This window comes from Neobacillus sp. BP17 (assembly GCF_059579525.1).
In genome coordinates this window covers 725,675-750,675 of sequence record NZ_CM184198.1, presented here as the reverse complement: position 1 = coordinate 750,675, position 25,001 = coordinate 725,675, and the positions used below count along the sequence as shown (strand labels likewise).

Genomic DNA, 25,001 nt, shown 5'->3' with positions numbered 1-25,001 from the left:
ACAAATTGTGCACATCATCTTTATTAAAAAAAATCTCATGTACCTTCGTTTTCATGTTACCACCTCGAATAGGACCGCTACTCCAATTCCTCCACCACTTCCAATGGCAGCCAATACATATTTGATACCCTTTCGTCTTTGAACTTCATAGAAAAGCCTCGTGATTATGATACTTCCTGAAGCTCCATAAGGATGTCCTAGCGTTAAAGCTCCACCGCAAACGTTCAACTTGTCATAAGCAATGGAAAGTTCTTTTATACAGGCGACAATCTTGGAAGAGAAAGCTTCGTTTATTTCAATTAGGTTTATGTCCGCAATGGTTAATTCGTTTCTTTTTAATAAATCTTGAATCGCTGGAATAGGGGCAGCCCCTGGGTAATTAGGATGTACACCTGTGACTTCACTATCCAAAAATCGTAATATGGGTTGGAATCCATTATTTAATGCCATGTTTTCTTCCATGACAAGTACAGCCGATGCCCCGTCATGTATCCCACAACTGTTGGCTGCGGTAACGGTACCGATCTTTTTAAATATAGGCTTCGCCCTATTTAAAAGTACTTCCATCTTTCTTTTCCTAAAAAGTTCTTCATCTTGGTGAAAATCACCAATTTGAATGATCTCTTGATTAAAATATCCTTTATCATAAGCTTCCCAGCTACGTTTATAACTTAATAGAGCATATTCATCCTGCATTTCCTTTGAAATGGCGTATTTTTCTGCCACATATTCTGCTGCAACGCCCATATCTGGGTCGCCAATTTTTTCAGGAGAAAATCTCGCTCTAGATGGAAACGGAGAGGTACTCGTACTTTCTACACCACCAGCAATGTAACAACGGCCAGCACCGCCTTGGACAAAGTAACATGCCATCCGAATTGCTTCCAACCCTGCACTACATTGACGGTCAATGGTGATTCCGGTTAATGAAAGAGGAAGTCCTCCTTCTAACGCAGCAACTCGAGCTACGTTTCCACCTGGTCCAACTACATTTCCCAAAATGATGTCATCTATCCTATCTTCCAATCCTTTCGCTAAATGTTGGAGGAGAGGAGCCGCAAGCTTATGTGGCTGAATGTCTCGTAACATTCCACCCATTTTTCCAATTGGTGTTCGTTTCGCTTTGACAATTACTGCCCTTTTAATCACTGCTCACCTTACTTTCCATTTGTTTTATAAGCTCAGCACGAGCTATCTTACCACTCGTTGTATAAGGCATTTCAGATAGAAAAAACCATTTACGAGGAATTTTAAAGGAAGATAAATGCATCTTACAAACTTTTTTTAAATCTGATGGGCTAGCCTTTCCTTTTACTACTGCAGCCACAATTTGACCCCAGTATGAATCTGATAGGCCTATTACAGCAACTTCCTCGACATCTTGATGCAAGGCAATTACTTTTTCAATTTCTTCAGGAAAAATATTAATTCCCCCATATAAAATCATATTTTGTTCACGGCCGATAATATATAAAAAGCCATCCTCGTCAAAATAGCCCATATCATGGACCGTGGCCCACCCCTCTTCATCATGAATGGAATGAATGGTACTTCCCTCATAATCAAAGTACCCATTTATCACAAATTTGCTTCTTACATATATTTTTCCGGTCTCATTTAGCTTTGCTAATTTCTGATCTGGACGCCGTATTTCTACCTCAACTCCATAACAAGGCTTTCCGACAGATGTTGCTTTCTGAATACCTTCTCTATCAGAAAGTACCGTAATGAAGCTCAATTCACTAGCTCCATAAAACTCGTACATGGTCCTATTAGGAAACATATGACGGATTTCTAGTTTTGATCTTTCAGACCATTTTGCACCAGATGAAAGAATTTTTATAGTCTTATCGATTTGGATTCCTTTTTTCAGGAATGCTTCTACCATAGTCGGAACAACATAAATGGTTGTAATGGGTAAGGACTGTATCCATGTAAGTGCTTCAATAGGAGAAAACTTTTCTAAAAGAAATACAGTTCCACCTAAATACAAGGTGCTAATAGCTCCATACAGAAAATGAGAATGAATTAGGGCACCAGGAATAAGAACTTGATCGGATTCATCTAATCCGAAATCAAAACGATTGCAATCAAAGCTAGCCACCCATGAATCTTGAGAGCGAACAAAAGCTTTTGGGTTACCTGTCGTACCAGAAGTAAATCCAATGTAAAAAGGCATATTTTCTTCTGTTTTTCTTACAGTTGCAGGATCAAATTGAGAGATTTCCTGTAAACAATCATCCAAAATCGTTACATTAGGAATGATTTGCTTGATTTGAGAGTAAATTTCTCTAGTTGTGACAATGATAGAAGGGCGGGAAAGGATGACCCTTTTTTCTAATTCGGATATATTCCATTTCAAATCATATGGAACAGCAATCCAGCCAGCCTTAGATGCTCCTGCAAAGAGTTGTAGGAAAGGGATACCGTTTGGCAAAAGGATTCCTATTGTTTTATTTTCTGAATGAAGTGAGTGAAGCCAGTTCGCTGTTTGATTAATCAATTTATACCAATATTGATAACTAATTTGCTGATGATTTGTATGGATCGCTATTCGGTTGGGGGATAATTTTGCGAAAGTCTTATATGAATCTGTAATATTTCCCATGATATATCTCCTTTAAAAAAGAGACACATCAAGGTGTCTCTTAAGATTTAGATATTTTTAGTTAAGTTATTAGAATAACTTGTTGCTAATGAGCGTGAAAAAAACGGGTGCTTTCTTAGTCTGTAAACTAAAATAGAAGCTAAAATAGCTTTTAACACATCCCCTGGTATATAAATTAAACTTAATTTAACGGCTTCTAAAACAGGAATGTCCATTATAAATGCTTGCGCAGGAATTCCAATTAAATAGATTAATAGAATTCCAACTGTCAAATTAATCATTAAAACATGTTGTAATTTTAAATTTTGAAAACGTGATAGTAAATACCCAATACAAAAAGCCGTAATTGGCCATGAAATTAAATAACCAACACTTGGTCCGACAAATACACTTAGTCCACCTCGTCCTCCAGATAGAAAAGGCATTCCAGCAGCAACAAGTAATAAAAAGATGGTTTGGCTCATCGCCCCTAATCTTGCTCCCAATACTCCTCCTGTAAGAAGCACACCTAGAGTTTGTAATGTAATAGGAACAGGAGTAAAAGAAAGCATAATAGGCGGAACTACGCCTAGAGCGCCCATGACGGCAGCAAACACTGCAACAGATGTCATTTCTTTAATTTTCATTTTTAATTCTCCCAAATGATGAATTTGTAATATTTACAACCATCATAATAATGAATCTCACATTAAATGTCAACTAGATTTTTAATGCAGTTAACAATTGAGTTTCATTATTCAAAGTATCAGTATTATCAAGACCTTTCGAATGTACAGCTTCCTTTAAGCAAGAATATAAAAAAGGCTCGGAAACATTCCAAGCCAAATGTCGATTAGATGATCATCCCCATGCAATAATGCCTCTTCCAAAACCCCCACACCTTTTCAAAAAAATCCCAAACCATACTTTTATTAGTATAAATTTTTTAACAGTCTACCTCTACTGAATTTTCTCTATCTATTTTTAATCCAAATTGGCTTTTTGAAAAAATTTCTATCAGTTTTTTTAATTCACGTTTCTATTTTCTTCAACTATAATAACCATAGTGGCAGCTCAGCCATTTTAGTTAAAAATACATACCAGATGGGGGTGGAAGCCTGTGGCATTATTGATGATCATATTGCCTCCTTTTTTCATTTTTTTCACCGGGTATCTTGGTCAAAAATTAATTGGCTTTGATATCAAATCGATTTCAATGGCCGCCCTATATCTCATGTCTCCTTTTTTGGCATTCCGAACTTTTTACACGAATGAATTAACAATGGAATACTTTTATATCTTTTTATTTTGTGTTCTTCTTTGTTTTCTGCTAGTTTTAGTCGTGGCAGTGGGCAGTTATTTCTCTCATGCTTCCAAGCAGCAAATGTCCGCGATGATGCTCGGAGGTGCCTTTATGAACGCTGGTAATTATGGTGCCCCTGTTGTTCTCTTTGCTTTCGGTTCGGCTGGCTTTGATTACGCGGTCGTTATGATGGTTTTTCAATCCTTTCTTATGAATACTGTTGGTCTCTTTTTTGCATCGCTTGGCGGTGAAGAGGGAGCTTCTATAGGCGATTCCTTTAAACGTGTGATTCGGATGCCGGTTCTTCACGGAGCAATAGTGGGTGTTAGTCTACAACTGTTTTCTATAAACCTACCAGAAACTTTTATGGAAGCATTTAATATGATAGCCAATGCTTCCATTCCGACTGTTATGCTTGTCCTCGGAATGCAATTGGCAGTAATCGCAAGAAAACGAGTGGCCTATCAATTTGTATCCGCCATTACACTTATACGAATGTTTATTTCTCCAGCATTAGCGGTTTTGATAGTATCGTTTATGCCGATTGATACTCTACTAAAAAATGTCCTAATATTACTAGCAGCAATGCCGGCTGCAGCAAATACAACCATGTTTGCCGTCCAATTTGGCACAGAACCCGACCTCGTTTCATTTACAACCTTGGTCACTACGATTTTAAGCATTGTGACTATTCCACTCGTGCTTCTATATTTAGGTGTATAAATACTCACTTAAAGATAAAAAGCTTGTAGGTAATCAAATCTCCCTACAAGCTCCATACTATTCCCATTTATTGCATCGGATTTTTAAAATTATTAACCAAAATCTGCACTTCATCATTTTCGTGAATGATTCCAGGACTTTCTACTGCACATACAATCCCCCTTCTTTTATAACCTGCACGTACAAAACGGATGGATAACTTCTCATGATCATCAAAGTGCTTTTGGATTTCATCACCAGGTAAGGTACAAGGCTGGTTTTCACCCATACATATTAATCCTGCTCCACTTTTGAAAAGGATACGTGAACCCATGGGGAGTTTTGTCAATTCTGGATATCCCGTTATCAAGAGATTAGCCCCTAACCACTCTGGCAGAACAGCTTCAACACCTAATTCTTCTGCGATCCTGTCTAATTCTTCTACTGACACAATCGTTATTTGGCGGCGGTTTAGAATCTCTGTTCCTCTTGGATACATCGGCTGCCTCGAATCCGCCTTACTGGTAATACCAAAGTGGCGGTCACCACGAATCCCGCCAAACTCAAGATTTGTTTCTGGTATTCTTCTAGTTACGAATGTCTTTGGATCATCTGCAATTAATACTGCATTTATGTTTGCCCATACTTTTTCCATAAGAAAGCTCCTTTTATTCTTACAAATACTACCTCACAACACCGGTCGAATTGGAAATACCTGTGCACTTAATTACAAACTAATTGAAAGGATAGTTAAATTCATTTTATCAATCAATTACATCCAATACAAAGCAGGTGGTTACGCGTGTATATATTCAACCGATCTTCCTTATACTAAACCATTACTATTTAAGCCGCTTATTGTTAGATGTTTTAAGGATTTTTTCTTAAATATTTTAGAAAGTTTTAAGGATTACGTGATATATTTGCAAACAGTATCTTCCATGCAAGAACAAGCAATAATGGTGAACTTCTATTAAAGAATGAGCAAGAGATAGACACTGGAGTGAATATGATGTCAATTAAAATGAGGTTTCTGCTGTCCTACGTTGGGGTAATCCTTATTTCTATCCTTTTATTTTTAGCAGCTGGGTTCTTACTTATTTTTGCGATAACTGGTGATGTGAAATCTATCGAGTATTTTTACAAAAAATCTTATGTTCAAAAACCATTAACACCAGTAGAGGAAAGTGCGTTTCTAGACTTAAAGCTGTTGGCTAAACATAATCCTAAGCAACTTCTAAACCAAAACGAACTTAAAAAAATTGAACAACAAGATATCAAGATTGTCTTAAGAAAGAATAGAAACATAGAGTATGCTTCTCCCACTCTTAATAAGCAAACATTACTAAAGTCCCTTCCAGGGTTTGAAGAAACGAATATTAACACACGAGATACGATTAAAGTGGAGGATTCCTTTTTCACGTATGTGAAGTTTGATTTCTATTTTCCGGATAATAGTAAAGGAAGTATCTTTGTTTTAAGAAAGGTAAGCTCCTATGCCGAATTAACCAGGGAGTTGTTTCCAATTTTATTCGGCCTATTGCTGGTTCTGTTTATTATGATTATTGGACTTTTGAACTATCTAGTTTCACGAAGCATCATCAAGCCTATTTCCATTCTTAGAGAAGGTGCAGAGAGAATAAAATCAGGAGATCTAAATTTTGAAATCAAAGCCGCTTCGAATGATGAAATCGGACAATTAAATAAAACGTTTGAGGATATGAGAATTAAATTAAAAGAGTCGGTAAATCTCCAAATTCAGTATGAGGAAAATCGAAAAGAACTATTGTCTAATATTTCGCATGATTTGAAGACTCCTATTACTTCAATAATTGGATATGTTGAGGGGATAAAAGATGGCGTAGCTAATACTCCACAGAAGATGGACAAATACTTATCAACTGTGTACCAAAAAGCCAGATATATGGATTCATTGATAGATGAACTGTTCTTATTTTCCAAGCTGGATCTAAAAAAAGAGCCCTTTTTTTTTGAAACCGTGGAATTGGATAAATATATGAGAGACTATGTAGAAGACCTTTATCTTGATTTACTTCAACAAGGGATCCAAATTGACCTTAATCTTATGGACAAACCAATCAATGTACTAGCAGATAGGGAGAAATTAAAACGCGTATTGGCGAACCTAATTAGCAATTGTGTAAAATATATGAATAAGGACCAAAAGAACATTACCATTTCTCTAAATGAAGGAATTTATGACGTAACTGTTCAAGTAAAAGATAATGGACAAGGGATAGAGCCTTCTGCTTTACCTTACATTTTTGATCGTTTTTACCGGGCAGAACAATCTAGGAATTCTCAGACAGGCGGAAGTGGCTTAGGACTTGCGATTTCAAAACATATCATTCAAGAGCATGGAGGGGAAATGTGGGCTAAAAGCAAGCTAGGTAAAGGTACAAGTATCTTCTTTTCCCTAAAGAAGAAAGGAGATGTATGGTGAAAAAGATATTGCTTATTGAAGACGATGTTAGTATTTCAGAATTGCAAAGAGACTATCTAGAAATTAATCATTTTAATGTTGAAATTCAACATGATGGTGATTCAGGCCTCCTACTAGCTCTTCAAAATCATTATGATTTAATTATTTTGGATGTCATGCTCCCAGCTGTAAATGGGTTTGAGATATGTAAGCAAATACGCGCTGTCAAAAATATTCCTATTTTGTTTGTATCCGCTAAAAAAGACGAAATCGATAAAATTCGAGGTCTCGGTTTAGGGGCAGACGATTATATTACCAAACCCTTTAGTCCAAGTGAACTGGTAGCTAGGGTGAAAGCACATTTAGAGCGTTTTGAACGGTTAGCAGGAAATCAAGCTAAATCAAATACCATTTTCGTTCATGGCATATCCATTGATAAGTCAGCGCGCAAAGTTCATATGAACGGAGAAGAAATTCCGTTCACAACAAAAGAATTCGATTTACTTGTGTTTCTTGTCATGCATCCGAATCAAGTATTAAGCAAAGAACAGCTATATGAAAATATATGGGAGCTAGAATCGGCAGCAGATGTTTCAACAGTGACAGTTCATATCAGGAAAATACGAGGGAAAATTGAAAGGGATCCTTCACATCCGAAATTCTTGGAAACGGTTTGGGGAGCTGGGTATCGATTTAATGTGTAAATGAAATAATTTGATTTAGTAACCGTCACAAAGGTGGCGGTATTTTTTTTGGATATTAAGAAATTTTCTTAAAAAGTTTATCTTTTTTTAAGAAATTATTTAGAGGGAGTTTAAGATTGAGCATTAACATAACTTAAGTAAAGATTAACGATAGGCTGGTGAGCTTATGATGTGGAGGTAGCTGACAATATTCATTGGATGTAATTACACTACAATAATGTAAGAAGGAGACTACAAAATGAACAAAAAAGTAAAAACATTATCCTCAATACTACTCGGATTCACATTATTACTAACAGGTTGTAACACCATTGCACAAGCCAATCAAAGTGAACAGAAGCACGAACAACAAGCTAAAGACAATAAAAAAGAAAGTAAGGTAACCAAAGGGCAGAAATTGGCTAGGATACTAAGCAATACAAATTGGCAAGGAACAAAAGTATATGATAAAGATAATCATGACTTAACAAAATATAATGCAAACTTTATTGGTCTTGCGAAATATGACGTTGAAACATCGAGATATGAATTTTTTGATAAAACCACCAAAGAAAGTCGTGGCGATAAAGGAACTTTCTTTATCTCCAACGATGGGAAGGTAAGAGTACTAATTTCAGAATCGATGGGATACCAGGCTGTTGTCAAAATAACAGAGCTAAATAAAGATATGTTTACCTATAAAAGAATGGGTAAAGATGCTAATGGTAACGATGTAGAGGTATTTGTCGATCATATCCCTTATAAAGAAACAGAACTTTCCTTTACTGATCCGGATAAGAAGTTGGAAACAACTACAGGAGAAGTAGTGACAAACATGGATGGGGATAAAATTTTAGCAGGCACCCTATGGCAAGGAACCGTGGCATTAGACGAAAATGGCAAAGATGTATCCAGTTATAATTCTAATTATTTAGGTCTTGCCAAATACGATGACAAGACAAATAAATATGAATTTTATGATGATAAGACTGGTGAAAGCCGCGGTGATTACGGCTATTTCGATGTCGTACATGGAAATAAGATAAGAGCACATGTTTCTCTAGGGATGAAGTATGGTGCCGTTCTTGAATTAACAGAGCTTAATGAAAATAAATTCACCTATAAAAGAAAAGGTAAAGATAAAGATGGTAAAGATATAACCATAACTGTTGAGCATATACCTTATCATGGTGATATTAAACTAAAATTCTCTAAGTAATTAAGTACTTTAAGCAGGAATCAGCATGTAGTTAAAAGGGGAATCGTTTTCTCCGTTAAAAGGATGCTCTCAAGCATCCTTTTTTTATTGAAGTTACTTATCAAATCGAATACCTACTGAACTTACAATTAAGGAAGAACTAATAGAGAAGTATGGTGAAAAGTACAAGAAACTATTAGAATATTATGCCAATGAGAAGGGTTGGAATATATAAAAATAAAGCTCACTACGGGAACACCCATTAATAAATAGCCTTCACTCACAGTGAGTAAAGGCTATTTTTGACGAATACAAATCATCTTGAATTAAAATCCTCTTTCAATATCGTTAAATAATCTCCTATCATTCTTGAATTATGTTTTTTACTGGACCTAATCCAAACAAATTGAATTTTTACCGCATCGTAATCGATTATATCTAATAACGTAACATCATCACTAAAATTATAAGTAACTCCATGACTATCCGGTACAAATGAAACACCTAAGTTTTCATCGACTGCTTTCTTTAATGTATCAATATTTGTAGATGAAAATAATTCATTCATAACACCAAACTTTTTATAAAAATTATTTTTAAACCATTGAATGTATGCCCCGTTATAAGCAATCAGTGTTTCCTTTACGATTTGTTGTGGTGTAACAAATGTTTTTTCAGCTAATGGAGACTTTTTACTAACCAATAATTTCATTTTACCTTCAAATAAATTTTGATAAATTAGACGATCATTATTTTCCAGTATATGTTTAATTAGCGGTAGTACACCTATATCACTTCTGCCCTCTACTATATCTTCAACAATATCCTGTCCAGGTTTTTGGAAAATTTCAATATCCATTTTTGGATATTTATCCTTAATAGCTGAAATTGGACTTAAAAGTGGTGCTGTAAATCCGGGCACGGTAGATATTTTCAAGTTACCAGTCACATTATTATTGATGTATTGTACTTTCTCGATTAGTTCTTGATATTTTAATAATATCTCATTCGCAATTGTAATAATCTCTTCTCCTTCAATCGTAGGAATGGCGCTATTACCTCTTGACCGTTCAAATAATTTTACCCCTAGTCGCTTTTCAATACTGACAATCGATTGACTAATAGCGGATTGACTCACAAATAGATTTTGTGATGCAATCGAGAAGGAACCTGTTTTTGCAACTTCAATTAGATACTCTAATTTATCAATATTCATACTCTTCTCCTTCTAACAACGTTATCAGTATACAACAAATTATATCTTCTCTATTAGAGTATTTATGATTAACAAAATTTGGCTTCGAGGATAAAAGAACCTGTTCTCAAGTATAGAGAACAGGCTTACAGTTTGATGATAAAGTCACAAATATATTCCTTCTATTATTGCATTCCTAATTGACTCTTAACTCGTTAAAAAACGGAGTAACCTAAACAACTCTGAAGCTGTTTAGGTTACTAGTTAAATTAATTTAAACCTAATTCTACGATGATGCTGTCTAACTTTTGACCTTGATAAATTTTCTTAGCTTTTGGATTTGGATTTGTTGGGTTACCCATTCCAAAGTAGTAGTACACAAAAGCAAAGTCATTTACATCAGTTGTGCCATCAAAGTTGATATCTGTGTTACGGTTGTTTGTTCCCCAATACTTTTGCATTTCAATTGCATCCATGATGTCGATTACGTTGTCCTTGTTCACATCACCACCAACTGCTGTGTAAACATCAGAACCAATGTAACCAGCTACTCCGTAATCTTCGCCATCTACATTTTCGTATAAACCATGGAAATCAGTGTATGTTGTAAAGTGTCCAGGAACATCAAATACAATTGCCATATCGTCATGAGTAAGTGGTAGTCCATTTACAAGGTATTGACCATCCTTAGCGATTGTGCCAGGATATAACTTTCGGTCTTTATCTTGAACGTACGCCTTTAATCCTTCTTTTGTATAGTCTCTAGTTGGAGTACTGTCAAATTCCCCATTCTTGAATAACCCTTCTGCATATACATATCCACCCATTAGAAGAGAACTTCGGTAAGATAACAATTGTTGCCATAACACCATAAGGTTTTGATACGACACCATCAACATTTGTAATTTGCGGTGAACCTTCAAACTTTAAACTTGAGTTTCGTGTAACTTTTTGGATATCTTGAATTTTAAAAGTTACATCAACCATTGCGATATCACCTGTTACTTCTTCTTGAGAACCATTAAATGCAACCGTCGCATTCGTTTGAACCTTTGTACCAGTTGTAGTTGTAGTTGTAGTTGTAGATAGAACTCCTCCTAAAGCCTCAGCTGCAGGATTTAACTTAACGCTAACAATGCTTGTATCAAGTGTATCTGCAGAAAAACTGTAAAGAGCTGATTTTACTTTATTTACATTATTAGCAGTTAGAGTAACTGTTCTTGTATCCCCAGCATGTGTAATCATTTGGTTGTATCGAGTCGGACCTTGTGGTTCGCCGTATACGTATGAGTAATCTTCTTGAACAAGGTAATGTGTCTTTTGAGCATTTGCATTAGTCGCTTGGTCTCCACCAACAAATATTATTTGAGTGATTGGTGAAGTTACTGCAATTCGGTCCGCACCATTTCCGTTTTCATCTAATTTTAGAGTTCCAGTGATTTTATTGCTGTTCCAAGAATAAGGGATTCCATTTGTACCTTGATTAATGTTAATTCCGGCTGCTTTCATTTGATCAACCATTTGATCGTGGATAGAAGCTGTAACTGGAATTGATGTTTCACCTTTCTTGTATTCCACGAAAGGACTTCCTTCTTTTTCCCCTTGTACTTTCACATCAAACTTATCAGGAGAAGTATTATCGATGAACAGATCTTGTGAATTAACAAATTCTTTACCAGCATCATTTACACCAACGATTTTCAGTTTGTAATGACCTTCTCTAGGTAAAGTTGCCACTCTCTTTATATTTTGGTGAGTACTATCTGTATACGGATAGTAGAATCCTGAGAATGGAACGATATCGAATGATTTACCTTCTTCGAAATACATACCATCGAATGAGTTCGCCAGACCTAAATCTTCACCAGTTTTTGCATCAGTAAGGATTGAGTATACGTATCTCATATGAGAATTTAACGTCATTGACGCATTAATAGATGGGTTCATAATCATGCTTGTTAATCCATTTCGGTCATTCGTGATTGAGTGACGAGAAAGAGTAACTTCTTTAATTCCTTCTTCGACATAATGAACTCCGAATGGAACACGATATGTTTCAGCTGGATCATCCTGGTTTGAGTAAGTTACATATCCTTCGTAAATACCTTTTTCAGCTCTCGTTGGGATTGAAAGGTCTACTTTTCTTGTTACATTACTATTTACAGGAACCTTTACAGTTTTGTCTGTAGTAACTGTAACTCCATTCTTTTCTGCATCCTTTGAACCCCTTACGTTTGTTTGATAAGAAACTTTCACATCAAACGTTTTAGATTTAGAACCATTGTTCTCAAATGTTAAAGAACGAGATTCAACTAAATCCTTACCAGTGAAAGCTACGTTACCAAAACTTAGTGCACTTGTAATTTCTTTGATATCATTTATTTCTCCATTAACAACAACTGGTGTTGTATCTTTTACCTTAATCTCAATTGAAGAATGTAAAGCTTGGAAAGGATCAACTCGCCCTGCACCCACTTCGTATACAGAATAAGTCTGGCTTAATGGGTCAGCTGTATTCATTAAGATTGCTTTGATATCTTCAGGTTTTAAATTATGGTTTGCTTGTTTTAGTAATGCCGCAACACCAGCTACAAATGGAGTTGCCATTGAAGTTCCTGATTGATGGTCATATGCATATTCGTAATCAGTTGGATCATTTGGGCTATGAATAAATCCAGGAACAGTTGATAACACACTTTCACCTGGTGCTGTAATTTCTGGTTTGATATCGTAAGTTACTCGAGATGGTCCACGTGAACTGAATGATGCTAACTCATCACCTTTAGTTGTGAATTGAGCTAAGTCGCTAAAAGTAAAGTCACTTTTACCACTTAGAATTTGTTGTTTTAATGCAAGACCAGCTGCATTTGTTAAGTTAAATGATGGGATAAAATCTGCACCTTTTGCTAAATAGAATGGCATGTATCCATCAGGCACGTTGTTGTAAATAAGGATTCCTGCCGCGCCTTTTAATTTAGCTTGTAAGATTTTATCGTTGATTGTGCTTGTGCCTCGAGCAACTAGAACTACTTTGCCAGTAACATTTAAGTTGTTATAATTGTATGATGCGCCTGCTCCAGGAATATTAACAATTTGATACGTTGTATTTGTTAATGTTGAAATGTCATCATCGTATCCTCTTGCTAATAATTGCATATCAATATCCACGCCGTTATCATGACCTTCCATTGTCGGAATCGTTGTTGGTACATCACTTGCACCAACTGTTAACGCTAGAGCAGCATTTCCAGGATTTCCAACAGTGTACATTGCATCTCCGGCGTTACCTGCAGCAACGATGGCTGTTACACCACTTAATACTGCATAGTTAAGTGCCATACTTTGAGGTGTTAATGGATCATTGTAAGTTGCACCTAGAGATAGATTGATAACATCCATACCATCTGATACAGCTTTGTCAATACCAGCGATAATGCCTCCATATGAACCGCCACCGCCTGGACCAAGTACACGATATGCATAGATATCTGCATCAGGAGCAACACCTAGAGTTGCTAAGTTATTATCAGCTTTTCCGCGACCAGCAATTGTACCAGCAACGTGAGTACCGTGTTCAGTATAATAAGGCTTTTCGCCACCGTCGATAAGCGGTTTACCAGCTTTTACCCAATCAGCATAAGTTGTTTCCATTGGGTCGTTGTCATTGTCAACTAAGTCATAGCCGCCTTTGTAAGCATCTTTTAAGTCAGGGTGATTGTAATCAATCCCTGTATCAAGGATACCTACTTTAATGCCTTTACCCGTAAACCCTTCTTTGTGTAGTTGGTCTATTTTAAGGTAAGAACGCTCTGCTCCCATCCCTTGACCATGTGCTTCAGCAGAAAGAGGTTGTGACTTAGGCTCATCTAATTGAACAGTTTGGTTGCTATAAATTGCTTTAACGGCTCCTGATTGAACTATCTCTTGTAGTTTGTTTGCAGGAACTTGCAATACTACTCCATTGAATGCAGTTTTGAATGTACGAGATACTTTGTACGTTCCTTCTGATTTTGTTTTGAATACATTTTCTAAATCAGCTTTAAATGTTACATGGTCAGCATCTGCATTGCTTTGTGCTTTGTCAGCAGATAGGGCTTGTCCTTTAGCAGTTGCTTCAAGTACAGCAACTTTCTTTGGTTTATTTTTGAACTCAACAATAACTGATACAGTTTTTGAACTATTTAAATCCACGTCGTCTGTTAAATGAAGACCTCTTGCATTGAACTTATCCATATTCTTAAGTGCTTGACGTTGTTCTTCAGTTAGATTCAATTTGCTTTCTACGTTAGTTTTAAGTTTTTCCACAGCGCCAGATAATTGCGATGGGCTTTGTGCAAATACATTGAGCATTTGTGCTTGTGAAAATGCGATAGTTGCAGATAGTACGCCTACTAGCAGTTTGCTTGTGTGCTTTTTCTTCATTCTCCAGTTCTCCTCATCCATGTCCGGTTTTTAAGTCCTTGTTAAAACCAAAACTTATTCTTTATTTTTCCAGTCATCCCGCAAACGTGATCTTTAATTTTTGATAGTTATTTTTATTCCGCTCTCCTTCTCCTTTATTAATTTCATTATACGAAATCAGAATTTTCTTATAAAATTAGAAATATTAATATAATAATTAGAGAATCTTATATTCACTAAACTTTACAATCAATTAAAAAAAGCATCTTCCCTGTTTGGACATAAAAAAGGTGCCTGCCCCCGCTGTGTTAAAACTTTAACGCAGCGGGGGCAGGCACCCTAGACAAAACTGTAATTCTTACATATTCCTTTTGTATTTAGGCTTATACCGGAAATTCACAAAATGAATGCTTATTCCTACTAGCAGCATCCCGATAATCAGTGGATATGTTACCTTTTCTCCTAAGAAAAGCACTCCGAGAATAACAGCCACAATCGGGACGAGAAACGTATAGGAACCCACTTTGCTTGCCTTACCGGCATTAACAAGACTGTAGTAAAGGATGTATGCCAATGGTATGCCAATAGTTGCACCAAAGCCGAGGCCAGATATGTAAAATCCATTCCATTCGATGGCAGACCAACTTTCGAACACTGATCCGATACTTAGGAGGAAAATGCCGCCGATGATACATTGAAGCGCCACCATCCAAAACGAATCTACGTCTCTACTTACTTTCTTAACGTAGATTACTCCGAACGCCCAACTTATTGCAGTTAGTAACCCGAGTATTACTCCGATTGGTGAGATATGGACTGTCAGACCATCCACACTAACGACCGCTATCCCTACAAATCCTAGAAGCAGACCAAGTATTTGGACTGGCGATAAATATTCACCAAGTAACAGCCAAGCGAAAAGGCCCAGTAAAATCGGCTGAAAATAGACAAGAACGGAAAACAATCCACCCGGTAAATAGAGCAATCCTGCTGTCTGAAGCCCGAAAAAAAGGATGGTGTTAAAGAAAGCCGCTATAAAGTACTTCTGCAAGTTCTTCCGCCAATTTATCGCCTTCCGTGTCTTCCAAATAATAGCTGTCAGCAGGATTCCTCCTAAAAGTGCACGCAGTCCCGCATAAAGCAATGGGGGTGAATAGGGTACTGCTAATTTATTGATTGGCCAGCTTGCTCCCCAGATCAAAATGAGGACGAGAAGCGCAGCAGTTGATTTTGTAAACACCATCTACATCCCCTTTTCAACGACAAAAAGCATGTCGCAATTGTAACTGCAAAGTTCGAAGAGACGATGCACTAGTGCATCGCCTCACTTTAGTAAGATAATTTATACATCCTACTATTAGAATTTCATTTCTATTTTACTATAAAATTATGATTACAAATACGTCTTATAAAACACTCAATTCTTCATCTTTTATATCACTGATGAACATACATCCTGGTGCATGAGTAATCATGATCGAGGGCTTACTTTCCATCGCAACCGCTTGAGGAGTTACACCACAAGCCCAAAATACCGGAATCTCCCCTTGTTTAAATGAGACAGCATCTCCAAAATCAGGTTTTGAAATATCCATGATGCCAATTTGGCTAGGATCCCCGATATGGATTGGCGCACCGTGTACTGCTGGAAAACGTGATGTAATTTGAACGGCACGGATTGCATCTTCTGGTGTCATCGGCCGCATACTGACGACTGTCGGACCCTCAAACATGCCTGCTTTTTGGCACTTAATATTCGTTTTGTACATCGGAACGTTACAGTTTTCTTCGATATGTCTGATTGGAATACCGCCCTCTAGGAGTGGTGTTTCAAATGTAAAGCTGCAGCCTAACAAGAAGCCGACCATATCGTCTTCCCAGTACTCAGTAATATCTGCGACTTCTTCTGTAAAAACACCGTCTCGGTAAATACGATATTTCGGGATGTCTTTACGGATATCTGCACTTTTTGCAATCATAGCAGGAACATATGAGCCAGGCTCCGTCACATCCAATAAAGGACATGGCTTCGGATTCCGCTGGCAAAAAAGTAAAAAGTCAAAGGCATGCTCTTTTTTTAAGATAACCAAGTTGGCTTGGGTATTCCCTTTTGACATTCCTGCCGTCGGTCCAGTAATCTCTTGTTTCCGAATCAACTCTCTTATTTCTTGCGGCTCCAACGTTTCATATTTCCCCATAAAGCTACCTCCCAAATTGACTTTTTATAGAATTACTTAAAAACCAATGGCAATTGCTCGATCAATGTCACTATACTTAAATAGCCCATAATCACTACCACAAAGCCGCCCGTAATCGTCAACCAAAGCGGATGCTTATACTCACCAACAATACTTTTCTTATATGCAGCAACTAATAATGTACCTAAACCTATTGGCAAAATAAGTGCGTTCAATGCTCCAACAATAAGCAAGATTGTTACTGGTTTTCCAACAACAGCAAACGTGGCAGTTGAAATAACGATAAATGCAATAATGACCCAATTTTGGTTTTTCTCAATAGCAGGATGAAATGTACGGATAAATGAAACCGACGTATACGCCGCTCCAACAACAGATGTTACCGCCGCAGCCCACATAATTACACCAAACATCCGATATCCCACGTCACCTGCAGCCAGTTGGAACACTGAAGCTGGCGGATTCGCTGGATCAATCGCGAGTCCTTTTGTTACAACCCCAAGAACAGCCAAGAATAATGCCACCCGCATAACACCGGTAACAAGAATCCCTGTAACAGAGCTTTTCGTAACGGCTGGCAATGCTTCAACACCTTTGATACCCGCATCTAATAAACGGTGTCCACCTGCAAACGTAATATATCCCCCAACCGTTCCACCAACAAGCGTAACGATCGCGAACATGCTAATCTTTTCCGGCATTACCGTATTCACAATCGCCTCTCCAACCGGCGGTGATGTCGTAAATGCCACGTACAGCATGAGGAGGATCATTACAAACCCTGCTGCTTGAGCGAATTTGTCCATTGCTTTCCCTGCTTCTTTCACGACAAAAATAAAGATCGCTAACAGCGCACTAATCACAGCACCTGTAACTGGATCCCAGCCAAGCATGGCATTCAGACCCAATCCAGCACCGGCAACGTTTCCGATATTAAATGCCAAACCCCCAATGACGATAAGGATGGCCAAAACCACTCCGAGTCCAGGGAACACTTTATTGGCAATTTCTTGTCCACGCAGCCCGGAAACGGCAATAATTCTCCAAATGTTCATTTGTGAAAAGATATCTAATAATAATGAAATTAAAATAACAAATGCAAAGCTTGCAGCCAATTGCTGTGTAAATACAGTCGTTTGTGTCAAAAATCCAGGTCCAATCGATGATGTCGCCATTAAAAAGGCGGCACCGAGTAATACGCTTCTACTTACCTTCATTTTCCCTGTCGCTTTGGCATTTTCCTGTATAACATCAAATTTAGGATTTTCCATATTAAACCTCCAAGTTAGAGATTGCAGTTACAGTAATATTCTTCTTTTCTAACGTTTCATTTATATATTTTGCAAAGGCTAAGGCGTGTGCACCATCTCCATGAATACAAATGGTATCTGCACGAAGCGAAACTTCTGTTTTCTGCTGGGAAACTACTTTTCCTTCGGTCACCATTTTCACAATTTGCGTAACCGATTGTTCTTGATCTGTAATCATCGCATTCTCTTGTGAGCGGGAAGTCAGAGACCCGTCCGCTTGATACGTGCGGTCTGCAAACACCTCATGTGCTGTTCGTAAACCGATCTTTTCGCCGGCCTTTGTTAATTCACTGCCCGCAAGGCCGAATAATATCAATGACGGGGATATGTCATAGACCGCTTGTGCAATGGCTTCAGCAAGTTTTCGATCCTTTGCCGCCATATTGTACAAAGCACCATGGGGTTTTACATGCTGCATCTTTTCATTAAAAGTCATTAAAAACCCTTGCAATGCCCCAATTTGGTACACAACCATGTCATATCCTTCTTGAGGTGTAATCGCCATCTCTCTTCGCCCGAAGCCGTTTAAATCTGGCAAACCGGGATGAGCTCCAATTTTGACACCATGAGAAATAGCCATCTTCACCGTTTCTCTCATCACACTGGGATCTCCACCATGAAAGCCACAAGCAATATTTGCAGATGTGACGTATTTCAAAATTTCTTCCTGTTCCCCAAGCTTGTAACGGCCAAAACTCTCCCCTAAATCACAATTCAAATCGACTTGAAACATATTTCTCCCCTCCATTGATCACTCGTCTACTAATGCAATAAGCGCTCTCATTTGTTCCACATTTCGGAACTTAGGTTTTGAAACTTAAACCCATTCTAGCATAATTATTTTCAATTGAATATATTGTTTGCAAAATTATATGAAAATTATAAATATCATAATATTCTATATTTCAAGACTTGTATTTTAATTTGAATGTAAACTATAATGTTTGTAATATCCGTTTGACAGAACTTAGTTACCGAAATTCGAAACCTAGAGGAGCTGTTTAGAATGGCCCATCAGAAAAATAAAGCGAACATAAGGCCTTTAGGGGATTCTGCACTAGTCATTCAATTAGGCGATGGAATCAGCCCCGCCACCCATGAGAGAGTGAAAAATCTTTCCCACTTATTAGAAAAAGAGCCGTTTACAGGATTGATTGAATCTGTGCCGTCTTATAATAGCTTGACTATTTATTACAATCCTGTTGCCGTCTATTATTCCAGCTCAGACAAAGAACTATCAAGTCCTTACAAAAAAGTCAGCGCTTTCATTTTAGCGTTGCTCGATAAATTAGGAACAAGCGAAATATCCGAACAACGGCTGATAACAATCCCCGTCCTGTACGGAGGAAAGTTTGGTCCAGATTTGGAATATGTAGCAAATTATCACGGCATTTCTATTGAAGAAGTAATTCAAATTCATTCGTCAAATGATTACTTAGTCTATATGATTGGCTTTGCACCAGGGTTTCCGTTTATGGGCGGAATGGACGAAAGAATTGCCACACCACGAAAGGATTCACCCCGACTTGCCATCACTCCGGGATCTGTTGGAATTGCTGGTAAACAAACAGGCATCTACCCGCTGGAAACACCGGGTGGATGGCAAATTATCGGCCGTACTCCGCTTGATTTGTTTCTTCCAGAACTTTCACCGCCAACCTTATTACAGTCTGGAGATAGAATCCGCTATGTACCGATAACACTTGAAGAGTATGCTGCCTATAAGGAGATGAAACAATGAGCATTAAAGTGCTTCATCCAGGATTATTGACTACGATTCAAGATTTAGGGAGATTCGGCTCACAAAAATTTGGGGTCATCGTCAGTGGAGCAATGGATCCCATTTCTCTTAGAGTTGCAAATTTACTTGTCGGAAATGACGAAGGCGAAGGAGCACTTGAAATAACACTTTTTGGGACCACTCTCCAATTTGAAACTGATGAATTAGTTGCCATTACGGGAGGAGACCTGCAGCCCACGATTGATGGAGAAAAAGCACCCATGTGGCGGCCGGTTTTGATTCGGAAAGGATCTATTTTAAAATTTAAATCCGCCATGCATGGGTGCAGGGCCTACGTGGCATTCGCCGGCGGAATAGTGGTTCCTGAAGTTATGGGAAGTAAAAGCACTTATCTTCGTGCAGGGATCGGAGGGTTTCACGGCAGAGCATTACAAAAAGGCGATGTATTGGAATGTGGAGATTTCAATCCACTCAGCCAGGCATTCGTTCATCAACTAGAAAGAATGCCTACTCATTTTAATTGGTCTGTCAACTATACAGAATTTTTGACGTTCAATAAAACACAAACGATTAGGGTTTTACAAGGGGCTGAGTTCGAACGTTTCGATTCGGCCAGTCAACAAGCGTTTTTTTCAAAGCACTATAGATTAACAACTCAAGCTGATCGGATGGGCTATCGGTTAGAAGGCGAATCACTCAGCTTATCAGAGAAATTTGAGTTATTATCGGAAGGAGTCACGTACGGTACCATTCAAGTCCCTTCAAACGGACAACCCATTATTTTAATGGTTGATCGACAAACAACTGGAGGATATCCAAAAATCGGTCAAGTCATTTCCACTGATCTACCTTGTTTAGCACAGATGCAGCCAAACGCACACATTCAATTCAAGGAAGTGTCACTTGAACAAGCAGAAGTAGAATTAACCAAGCAAGAGCAGTTGCTGCGTAAAATATCGATGGGCATTCATTTTAAAGCATTTCATGAATGAGAGGACATAAGCGGATGAAAATCGACAACTGATTGCTGATATGGCACTGCCACATCCCCCTCTAGAAGTTGCCGGTACTACCGTAAATTTCTATGCACGTCCAACCAACAAAAGTAAAATAAGCGGAGATTTTCCGGTTAAATGTAGAATGTAGCTCGTTTCGGGGTAAATAAGGGAAGATTTTCCGCTTATGCAAAGAAAAATCTCCCCATTTCATGTTTTTCGAGTAAATAGGCGGAATCTCTCCGTCTATTTACTCCTTTTTTAATAATAATTACGATTTAAGCGGAATTTTTCCGTCTATTTATCAACTCGGGGGCTTAAGCTGATCCCCCAACCGATAAGTGCGAACCATTGATGCAGAGACCGCCCCGTTCTTTTTATTCCGTATAGCCTAAACGCGTTGAAATTTCCTTTGCAACGCTTTTTACTTTTTTTGCATATCTCTCAATGTTCTCACCCTGATAATTTGCTTCGATACCTGCGATACTTATACCCGCAACAACTTCTCCTTTGTGATTGAAAATCGGAGCGGCAATGGCAGATGTATGGTTTTCCAATTCAGAATGGCTGATTGTAAATCCATCTATTCTCGCCTGTTTTATCGCTTCATAAATTTTATCTTTGTCAGTAATTGTACCAATTGCAAATGATTTTGGCTCAATGGATTCGAGGTATGACTGCACTTCCGAATCAGGTAAAAAGGACAAGATCGCACGTGGACAGGCACCAGCATAAAGCGGGCTTTTCCTTCCTATCGCAGTATACAGACGAACCTTTTGTTTGGTGTCAATCTTCTCAATATAGATTGCTTCATTACCATCTCTAACAATCAAGTTAATTGCTTCCTTTACATCATTATGCAATTCATTCATAAACGGATAAGCAATCTTACGTAAATCAATCCTGCCCAAAACCAAATGACCAAATTTGAGAAACAAGAGTCCAAGTCGGTATTTCGAATCACTTCCTTTTTCCAAGAACTCCATTTCCTCTAACGACCTGAGCATTCGATAGACTGAAGTTTTCGGAATCCCCGATAGATTAATAATTTCTTGAAAGGATAATTCGGTATGCTCTATAAATAAATTTAATACATCCATCGAACGGACAACCGTTTTGTTTTTGTTGTTCATAATCGTAGCCTCCTTCCCATTCACCATTTCGGATCGTAGTTACTCCTGTGATGAACTTTCTAGTATTCCATAAGCTTTTCTACCATTCCACTTTAATATACTCCTAACGTATTCTATACAAAAATTATTCTACATGAAAATTCAAGTTTGAACAGGTTATTGGAAAAAGATGATTATATTTAGTAAATTCAAATGAAGATTCTCTCCTAAAAGTGCCATCCGAAAAAAGCACTGACTAAAGGTGTAAAAAAATATCCCTTTTTTTCCCATATCGATTTTTCTTATAAGTAAGTATAATTTTCTTTAATTTCAATTATTCAGATAATTGTATTATCCTTATCCGTAAAGCATCTGAAGTTTTTAAAACACACAGGAATATTTTTAAAATTATGGGAGCAAAAAATTCTCGGAGCGTTCGCAATATAGTTCTATATGGTTGGATAAGTAGGGGGAGAATTTAATGGAAGCAAAATTTTGTAAAGAGTCCAGAGTTATACGAACAAGTCGTGTATTCCCAAATGACGTAAACAATCACAATACATTATTTGGCGGACGATTAATGAGTGACGTGGACCAGGTAGCGTCCATTTCCGCAGCTCGTCATAGTCGCACAGAATGTGTAACAGCCTCAACCGATTCAGTAGACTTTTTATGTCCTATTCATACATCAGATTCGGTTTGTTTTGAATCCTATGTGACATGGACAGGTACATCATCCATGGAGGTTTTTGTAAAGATTATTGCTGAAGATTTAAAAAGTGGTGAGCGTAGAATTGCAGCTACTGCTCTATTAACGTTTGTTGCACTTGATCAGCATAAACGTCCAGCACATGTTCCACAGGTCATTCCTGAAACTGAAGAAGAAAAAAAATTGCATGAATCTGCACCGGACCGAGCAATAATGCGCAAGGAACGAAAACAAAAGAGCAAAGCATTAGCTGCATTCTTAACACACTAATAGAAGTTCGATTTCTATGAAAAATTCGAGCAAAAGCAAGGAAATGGCCTTCATCATGGGATGAAGGCCATTATTTGCGCAAATAAAACTAGCAGAACTATCCGCTTGAACTATGCCTTATAAATTAAAACATACTCACCTGGTCCAATGAGCGCCACCCCAAGGACTACAGCGATCAAAATAAAGTTATATTCATAACCGCCTTCAGTCAGCCAAAAGCCATTCCTGCCATGGACGGTGAAGATGGCGTCAATCATAACGATTGTGATAAGTATGGCACCCAGCCAGGTGAACAGGCCCGCTGAAAACAGCAGTCCGCCAGCCAATTCAAATATTCCTGCTAAAATTGCCCATGTCTTGCCGCCTGTCTTGATTCCAATCGACCCTAAATATTCACCAAATTTGACTACTCCTGGACCGCCAAACCAGCCGAATAATTTTTGACATCCATGCCCCGCGAACGTCATTCCAACAGCCAACCGAATAATCAAGAGCCCTAAATTTATCATTCCTACCCCTTCTTTCAAAGACGATAGCCCAACATTATTAAAGCCGGACAACTAATATTCCATTTAACTTACTACTTTTTACTGTTGATTTACTCGGGACCGTTTGATGAAGAACGATAGAACTAATGCTACAAATGCGATTCCGGTTGCAACAATAAAGGCATCATTAATCCCTTCAATCGTAGCTTGCTGCATGGTTTGACCGTAAATTAAATAGGTGGAAAGCTCTTTTCCGGTTGCAGCCGGCAGGTTCGTGAAAGCTGACAAACCTTGAGCTAGCTGCGATAAACTGCTGGTTATAAAAGAATTGGAACTTGAGATGGCATCCCCATACTCACTATAATGAAATCCTTGTCTTGTCGTCATGACTGTAACTAGGAAGGCGGTCCCTATACTTCCAGCGACTTGCCTTGCGGTATTCGAGGCAGCCGTCCCATGAGCGCCAAGGTGACGTGGTAACTGATTCAGTCCTTCTGTCATGACGGTCATCATGATAAAGGACATTCCAAACATCCGCATCACGTATAAAAACAGAATATGGCCATAACTGGTTGTCATACTTAGGCTGGTAAATCCCCATGTGGTAAGTACAGTAATCGCCAAACCAGTAACGGCTAGCCATCTTGCCCCGATTCTATCAAAAAGGGCTCCTGAGATAGGGGACATTATGCCCATCACGATGGCACCCGGAAGCATCAACAGACCTGATTGTAATGCTGTATACCCTCGAATGTTTTGCAAATAAATCGGAAGTAAGATCATGGCGCCAAACATAGCCATGTTAACAATCATACTGATAACGGTTGTTAAGGCGAAAATGTCATATTTAAAGACCCGTAAATCAAGCATTGGCTTTTCTGCCGTCAGTTCCCGCCAAACAAAACAGATTAAAGAAATTATTCCAATGATTAAGGAGATAACCACCGTTTTGCTGGACCAGCCATCATTACCCGCTTCACTGAATCCGTATAACAAGAACCCAAAACCTAGGGTTGAAAATAAAAATCCTGAGAAATCAAATTTAGGATTTGTGACTTTAGTAACGTCCTTCATCCACATGAAGCTAAGAATCAAATCAAGTACACCGATTGGGATAACAATATCAAACAATAACCGCCATGAAAAATGGCCAATGAGCCAACCGGATAATGTTGGACCAATCGCAGGAGCAAATATCATAACAATCCCCATAATCCCCATAGCCTTGCCGCGCTTTTCCGGAGGAAATAAGGCAAAAAACACAGTCATTAACAGGGGCATAATAATACCTGCACCGCAAGCCTGAATGACCCTTCCAATCATGAGCATACTAAAGTTTGCTGACACTGAACAAACTACTGAACCCAATGTAAATAGAAAAATGGCGCTAATGAACAGTTTTCTGGTTCCAAACTTCTCTATTAAATAGGCCGTTATAGGAATCGCAATTCCGTTTACTAACATATATCCTGTGGAGAGCCATTGTACGGTATTGGCTGAAATCCCCAAATCATTCATAATATGAGGAATCGCTACATTTAGCAAGGTTTGATTCAGAATAGCAACAAACGCACCTAGCATTAAAGCCACAAGAACTTTTCCGTTTCCTGAATCTTTCTCAGAATCGGAAGCAGATAGTTCTTTCTGCTTTTTCATGCTTTCTTTC

At 38.1% G+C, this 25,001-nt stretch carries 21 protein-coding genes; 7 read left to right on the top strand and 14 right to left on the bottom strand.

The window, feature by feature from the left end; genetic code table 11:
* Window positions 1-51 precede the first annotated feature (51 nt).
* From AC4QJR_RS03580 to AC4QJR_RS03570, 3 genes are read right to left on the bottom strand one after another with little or no spacing between them, the layout of a single operon-like run.
* The gene (locus AC4QJR_RS03580; protein WP_496526611.1) at window positions 52-1,146 is read right to left on the bottom strand and encodes an acetyl-CoA C-acyltransferase; all 1,095 of its coding nucleotides are present in this window, start codon (window positions 1,144-1,146) and stop codon (window positions 52-54) included.
* Window positions 1,142-2,608, bottom strand: coding sequence for an AMP-binding protein (locus AC4QJR_RS03575; RefSeq protein ID WP_496525311.1), 1,467 nt, complete (start codon window positions 2,606-2,608; stop codon window positions 1,142-1,144). The genes AC4QJR_RS03580 and AC4QJR_RS03575 overlap by 5 nt, the downstream gene beginning before the upstream one ends.
* A gap of 47 nt (window positions 2,609-2,655) precedes the next feature.
* A complete protein-coding gene (locus AC4QJR_RS03570) occupies window positions 2,656-3,234 on the bottom strand; it encodes a biotin transporter BioY (protein WP_496525310.1) in 579 nt (192 codons plus the stop codon).
* A 473-nt stretch (window positions 3,235-3,707) separates the two neighbouring features.
* On the opposite strand from AC4QJR_RS03570, the gene AC4QJR_RS03565 reads away from it, so the two are divergent.
* Window positions 3,708-4,613: an AEC family transporter gene (locus tag AC4QJR_RS03565; protein WP_496525309.1), complete on the top strand. Its 906-nt coding sequence runs from the start codon at window positions 3,708-3,710 to the stop codon at window positions 4,611-4,613.
* A gap of 67 nt (window positions 4,614-4,680) precedes the next feature.
* Here the strand turns inward: AC4QJR_RS03565 and AC4QJR_RS03560 are convergent, their stop codons facing one another.
* Complete coding sequence (locus AC4QJR_RS03560) at window positions 4,681-5,247, bottom strand: MOSC domain-containing protein (protein WP_496525308.1); 567 nt, start codon at window positions 5,245-5,247, stop codon at window positions 4,681-4,683.
* A 357-nt stretch (window positions 5,248-5,604) separates the two neighbouring features.
* On the opposite strand from AC4QJR_RS03560, the gene AC4QJR_RS03555 reads away from it, so the two are divergent.
* From AC4QJR_RS03555 to AC4QJR_RS03545, 3 genes are all read left to right on the top strand, one after another.
* Window positions 5,605-7,056, top strand: a complete 1,452-nt coding sequence (locus AC4QJR_RS03555; protein ID WP_496526610.1) for a sensor histidine kinase — start codon at window positions 5,605-5,607, stop codon at window positions 7,054-7,056.
* Window positions 7,053-7,739 carry a response regulator transcription factor gene (locus AC4QJR_RS03550; protein ID WP_496526609.1) on the top strand — a complete coding sequence of 229 codons (687 nt, stop codon included), beginning with the start codon at window positions 7,053-7,055 and terminating at the stop codon, window positions 7,737-7,739. Before AC4QJR_RS03555 ends, AC4QJR_RS03550 begins: the two co-directional genes overlap by 4 nt.
* Window positions 7,740-7,977: 238 nt before the next feature.
* Entirely contained in the window at window positions 7,978-8,937 is a 960-nt protein-coding gene (locus AC4QJR_RS03545) for a DUF4822 domain-containing protein (RefSeq protein ID WP_496525307.1), read from the top strand.
* A gap of 295 nt (window positions 8,938-9,232) precedes the next feature.
* Here the strand turns inward: AC4QJR_RS03545 and AC4QJR_RS03540 are convergent, their stop codons facing one another.
* The 7 genes from AC4QJR_RS03540 to AC4QJR_RS03510 form a co-directional block, all read right to left on the bottom strand.
* Window positions 9,233-10,132, bottom strand: coding sequence for a LysR family transcriptional regulator (locus tag AC4QJR_RS03540; protein ID WP_496525306.1), 900 nt, complete (start codon window positions 10,130-10,132; stop codon window positions 9,233-9,235).
* 248 nt (window positions 10,133-10,380) lie between these two features.
* Entirely contained in the window at window positions 10,381-10,938 is a 558-nt protein-coding gene (locus AC4QJR_RS03535) for a dockerin type I domain-containing protein (protein ID WP_496525305.1), read from the bottom strand.
* Entirely contained in the window at window positions 10,889-14,533 is a 3,645-nt protein-coding gene (locus AC4QJR_RS03530; RefSeq protein WP_496525304.1) for a S8 family serine peptidase, read from the bottom strand. Before AC4QJR_RS03530 ends, AC4QJR_RS03535 begins: the two co-directional genes overlap by 50 nt.
* Window positions 14,534-14,870: 337 nt before the next feature.
* The gene (locus AC4QJR_RS03525; RefSeq protein ID WP_496525303.1) at window positions 14,871-15,755 is read right to left on the bottom strand and encodes a DMT family transporter; all 885 of its coding nucleotides are present in this window, start codon (window positions 15,753-15,755) and stop codon (window positions 14,871-14,873) included.
* A 163-nt stretch (window positions 15,756-15,918) separates the two neighbouring features.
* The gene (locus AC4QJR_RS03520; protein WP_098575990.1) at window positions 15,919-16,710 is read right to left on the bottom strand and encodes a putative hydro-lyase; all 792 of its coding nucleotides are present in this window, start codon (window positions 16,708-16,710) and stop codon (window positions 15,919-15,921) included.
* A 32-nt stretch (window positions 16,711-16,742) separates the two neighbouring features.
* Window positions 16,743-17,981: an NRAMP family divalent metal transporter gene (locus tag AC4QJR_RS03515; RefSeq protein WP_496525302.1), complete on the bottom strand. Its 1,239-nt coding sequence runs from the start codon at window positions 17,979-17,981 to the stop codon at window positions 16,743-16,745.
* A 1-nt stretch (window position 17,982) separates the two neighbouring features.
* Entirely contained in the window at window positions 17,983-18,753 is a 771-nt protein-coding gene (locus AC4QJR_RS03510) for a LamB/YcsF family protein (protein ID WP_496525301.1), read from the bottom strand.
* A gap of 273 nt (window positions 18,754-19,026) precedes the next feature.
* Here AC4QJR_RS03510 and pxpB point away from each other — a divergent pair, with 273 nt between their 5' ends.
* Both pxpB and AC4QJR_RS03500 read left to right on the top strand, forming a co-directional pair.
* A complete protein-coding gene (gene pxpB, locus AC4QJR_RS03505) occupies window positions 19,027-19,761 on the top strand; it encodes a 5-oxoprolinase subunit PxpB (protein WP_496525300.1) in 735 nt (244 codons plus the stop codon).
* Window positions 19,758-20,753 carry a 5-oxoprolinase subunit C family protein gene (locus AC4QJR_RS03500; protein ID WP_496525299.1) on the top strand — a complete coding sequence of 332 codons (996 nt, stop codon included), beginning with the start codon at window positions 19,758-19,760 and terminating at the stop codon, window positions 20,751-20,753. The genes pxpB and AC4QJR_RS03500 overlap by 4 nt, the downstream gene beginning before the upstream one ends.
* A 380-nt stretch (window positions 20,754-21,133) precedes the next feature.
* Here the strand turns inward: AC4QJR_RS03500 and AC4QJR_RS03495 are convergent, their stop codons facing one another.
* Window positions 21,134-21,889 carry an IclR family transcriptional regulator gene (locus AC4QJR_RS03495; RefSeq protein WP_496525298.1) on the bottom strand — a complete coding sequence of 252 codons (756 nt, stop codon included), beginning with the start codon at window positions 21,887-21,889 and terminating at the stop codon, window positions 21,134-21,136.
* Between the two features lie 460 nt (window positions 21,890-22,349).
* On the opposite strand from AC4QJR_RS03495, the gene AC4QJR_RS03490 reads away from it, so the two are divergent.
* Complete coding sequence (locus AC4QJR_RS03490) at window positions 22,350-22,847, top strand: acyl-CoA thioesterase (protein WP_098575996.1); 498 nt, start codon at window positions 22,350-22,352, stop codon at window positions 22,845-22,847.
* Window positions 22,848-22,957: 110 nt separating this feature from the next.
* On the opposite strand, the gene AC4QJR_RS03485 is transcribed toward AC4QJR_RS03490, so the two are convergent.
* Both AC4QJR_RS03485 and AC4QJR_RS03480 read right to left on the bottom strand, forming a co-directional pair.
* Window positions 22,958-23,356, bottom strand: coding sequence for a DoxX family protein (locus AC4QJR_RS03485; protein ID WP_098575997.1), 399 nt, complete (start codon window positions 23,354-23,356; stop codon window positions 22,958-22,960).
* A 78-nt stretch (window positions 23,357-23,434) separates the two neighbouring features.
* Window positions 23,435-24,991, bottom strand: a complete 1,557-nt coding sequence (locus AC4QJR_RS03480; RefSeq protein ID WP_496526608.1) for a DHA2 family efflux MFS transporter permease subunit — start codon at window positions 24,989-24,991, stop codon at window positions 23,435-23,437.
* Window positions 24,992-25,001 lie beyond the last annotated feature (10 nt).

Excerpts from the sequence above, each read along its gene's own strand:
- AC4QJR_RS03555 (WP_496526610.1), top strand. The coding sequence starts at position 5,605 with ATGTCAATTAAAATGAGGTTTCTGCTGTCCTACGTTGGGGTAATCCTT.
- AC4QJR_RS03535 (WP_496525305.1), bottom strand. The coding sequence starts at position 10,938 with ATGGGTGGATATGTATATGCAGAAGGGTTATTCAAGAATGGGGAATTT.
- AC4QJR_RS03530 (WP_496525304.1), bottom strand. The coding sequence starts at position 14,533 with ATGAAGAAAAAGCACACAAGCAAACTGCTAGTAGGCGTACTATCTGCA.
- AC4QJR_RS03510 (WP_496525301.1), bottom strand. The coding sequence starts at position 18,753 with ATGTTTCAAGTCGATTTGAATTGTGATTTAGGGGAGAGTTTTGGCCGT.
- AC4QJR_RS03560 (WP_496525308.1), bottom strand. The coding sequence starts at position 5,247 with ATGGAAAAAGTATGGGCAAACATAAATGCAGTATTAATTGCAGATGAT.
- AC4QJR_RS03540 (WP_496525306.1), bottom strand. The coding sequence starts at position 10,132 with ATGAATATTGATAAATTAGAGTATCTAATTGAAGTTGCAAAAACAGGT.
- AC4QJR_RS03495 (WP_496525298.1), bottom strand. The coding sequence starts at position 21,889 with ATGAACAACAAAAACAAAACGGTTGTCCGTTCGATGGATGTATTAAAT.
- AC4QJR_RS03480 (WP_496526608.1), bottom strand. The coding sequence starts at position 24,991 with ATGAAAAAGCAGAAAGAACTATCTGCTTCCGATTCTGAGAAAGATTCA.
- pxpB (WP_496525300.1), top strand. The coding sequence starts at position 19,027 with ATGGCCCATCAGAAAAATAAAGCGAACATAAGGCCTTTAGGGGATTCT.
- AC4QJR_RS03520 (WP_098575990.1), bottom strand. The coding sequence starts at position 16,710 with ATGGGGAAATATGAAACGTTGGAGCCGCAAGAAATAAGAGAGTTGATT.
- AC4QJR_RS03545 (WP_496525307.1), top strand. The coding sequence starts at position 7,978 with ATGAACAAAAAAGTAAAAACATTATCCTCAATACTACTCGGATTCACA.
- AC4QJR_RS03525 (WP_496525303.1), bottom strand. The coding sequence starts at position 15,755 with ATGGTGTTTACAAAATCAACTGCTGCGCTTCTCGTCCTCATTTTGATC.
- AC4QJR_RS03490 (WP_098575996.1), top strand. The coding sequence starts at position 22,350 with ATGGAAGCAAAATTTTGTAAAGAGTCCAGAGTTATACGAACAAGTCGT.
- AC4QJR_RS03575 (WP_496525311.1), bottom strand. The coding sequence starts at position 2,608 with ATGGGAAATATTACAGATTCATATAAGACTTTCGCAAAATTATCCCCC.
- AC4QJR_RS03515 (WP_496525302.1), bottom strand. The coding sequence starts at position 17,981 with ATGGAAAATCCTAAATTTGATGTTATACAGGAAAATGCCAAAGCGACA.
- AC4QJR_RS03485 (WP_098575997.1), bottom strand. The coding sequence starts at position 23,356 with ATGATAAATTTAGGGCTCTTGATTATTCGGTTGGCTGTTGGAATGACG.
- AC4QJR_RS03500 (WP_496525299.1), top strand. The coding sequence starts at position 19,758 with ATGAGCATTAAAGTGCTTCATCCAGGATTATTGACTACGATTCAAGAT.
- AC4QJR_RS03570 (WP_496525310.1), bottom strand. The coding sequence starts at position 3,234 with ATGAAAATTAAAGAAATGACATCTGTTGCAGTGTTTGCTGCCGTCATG.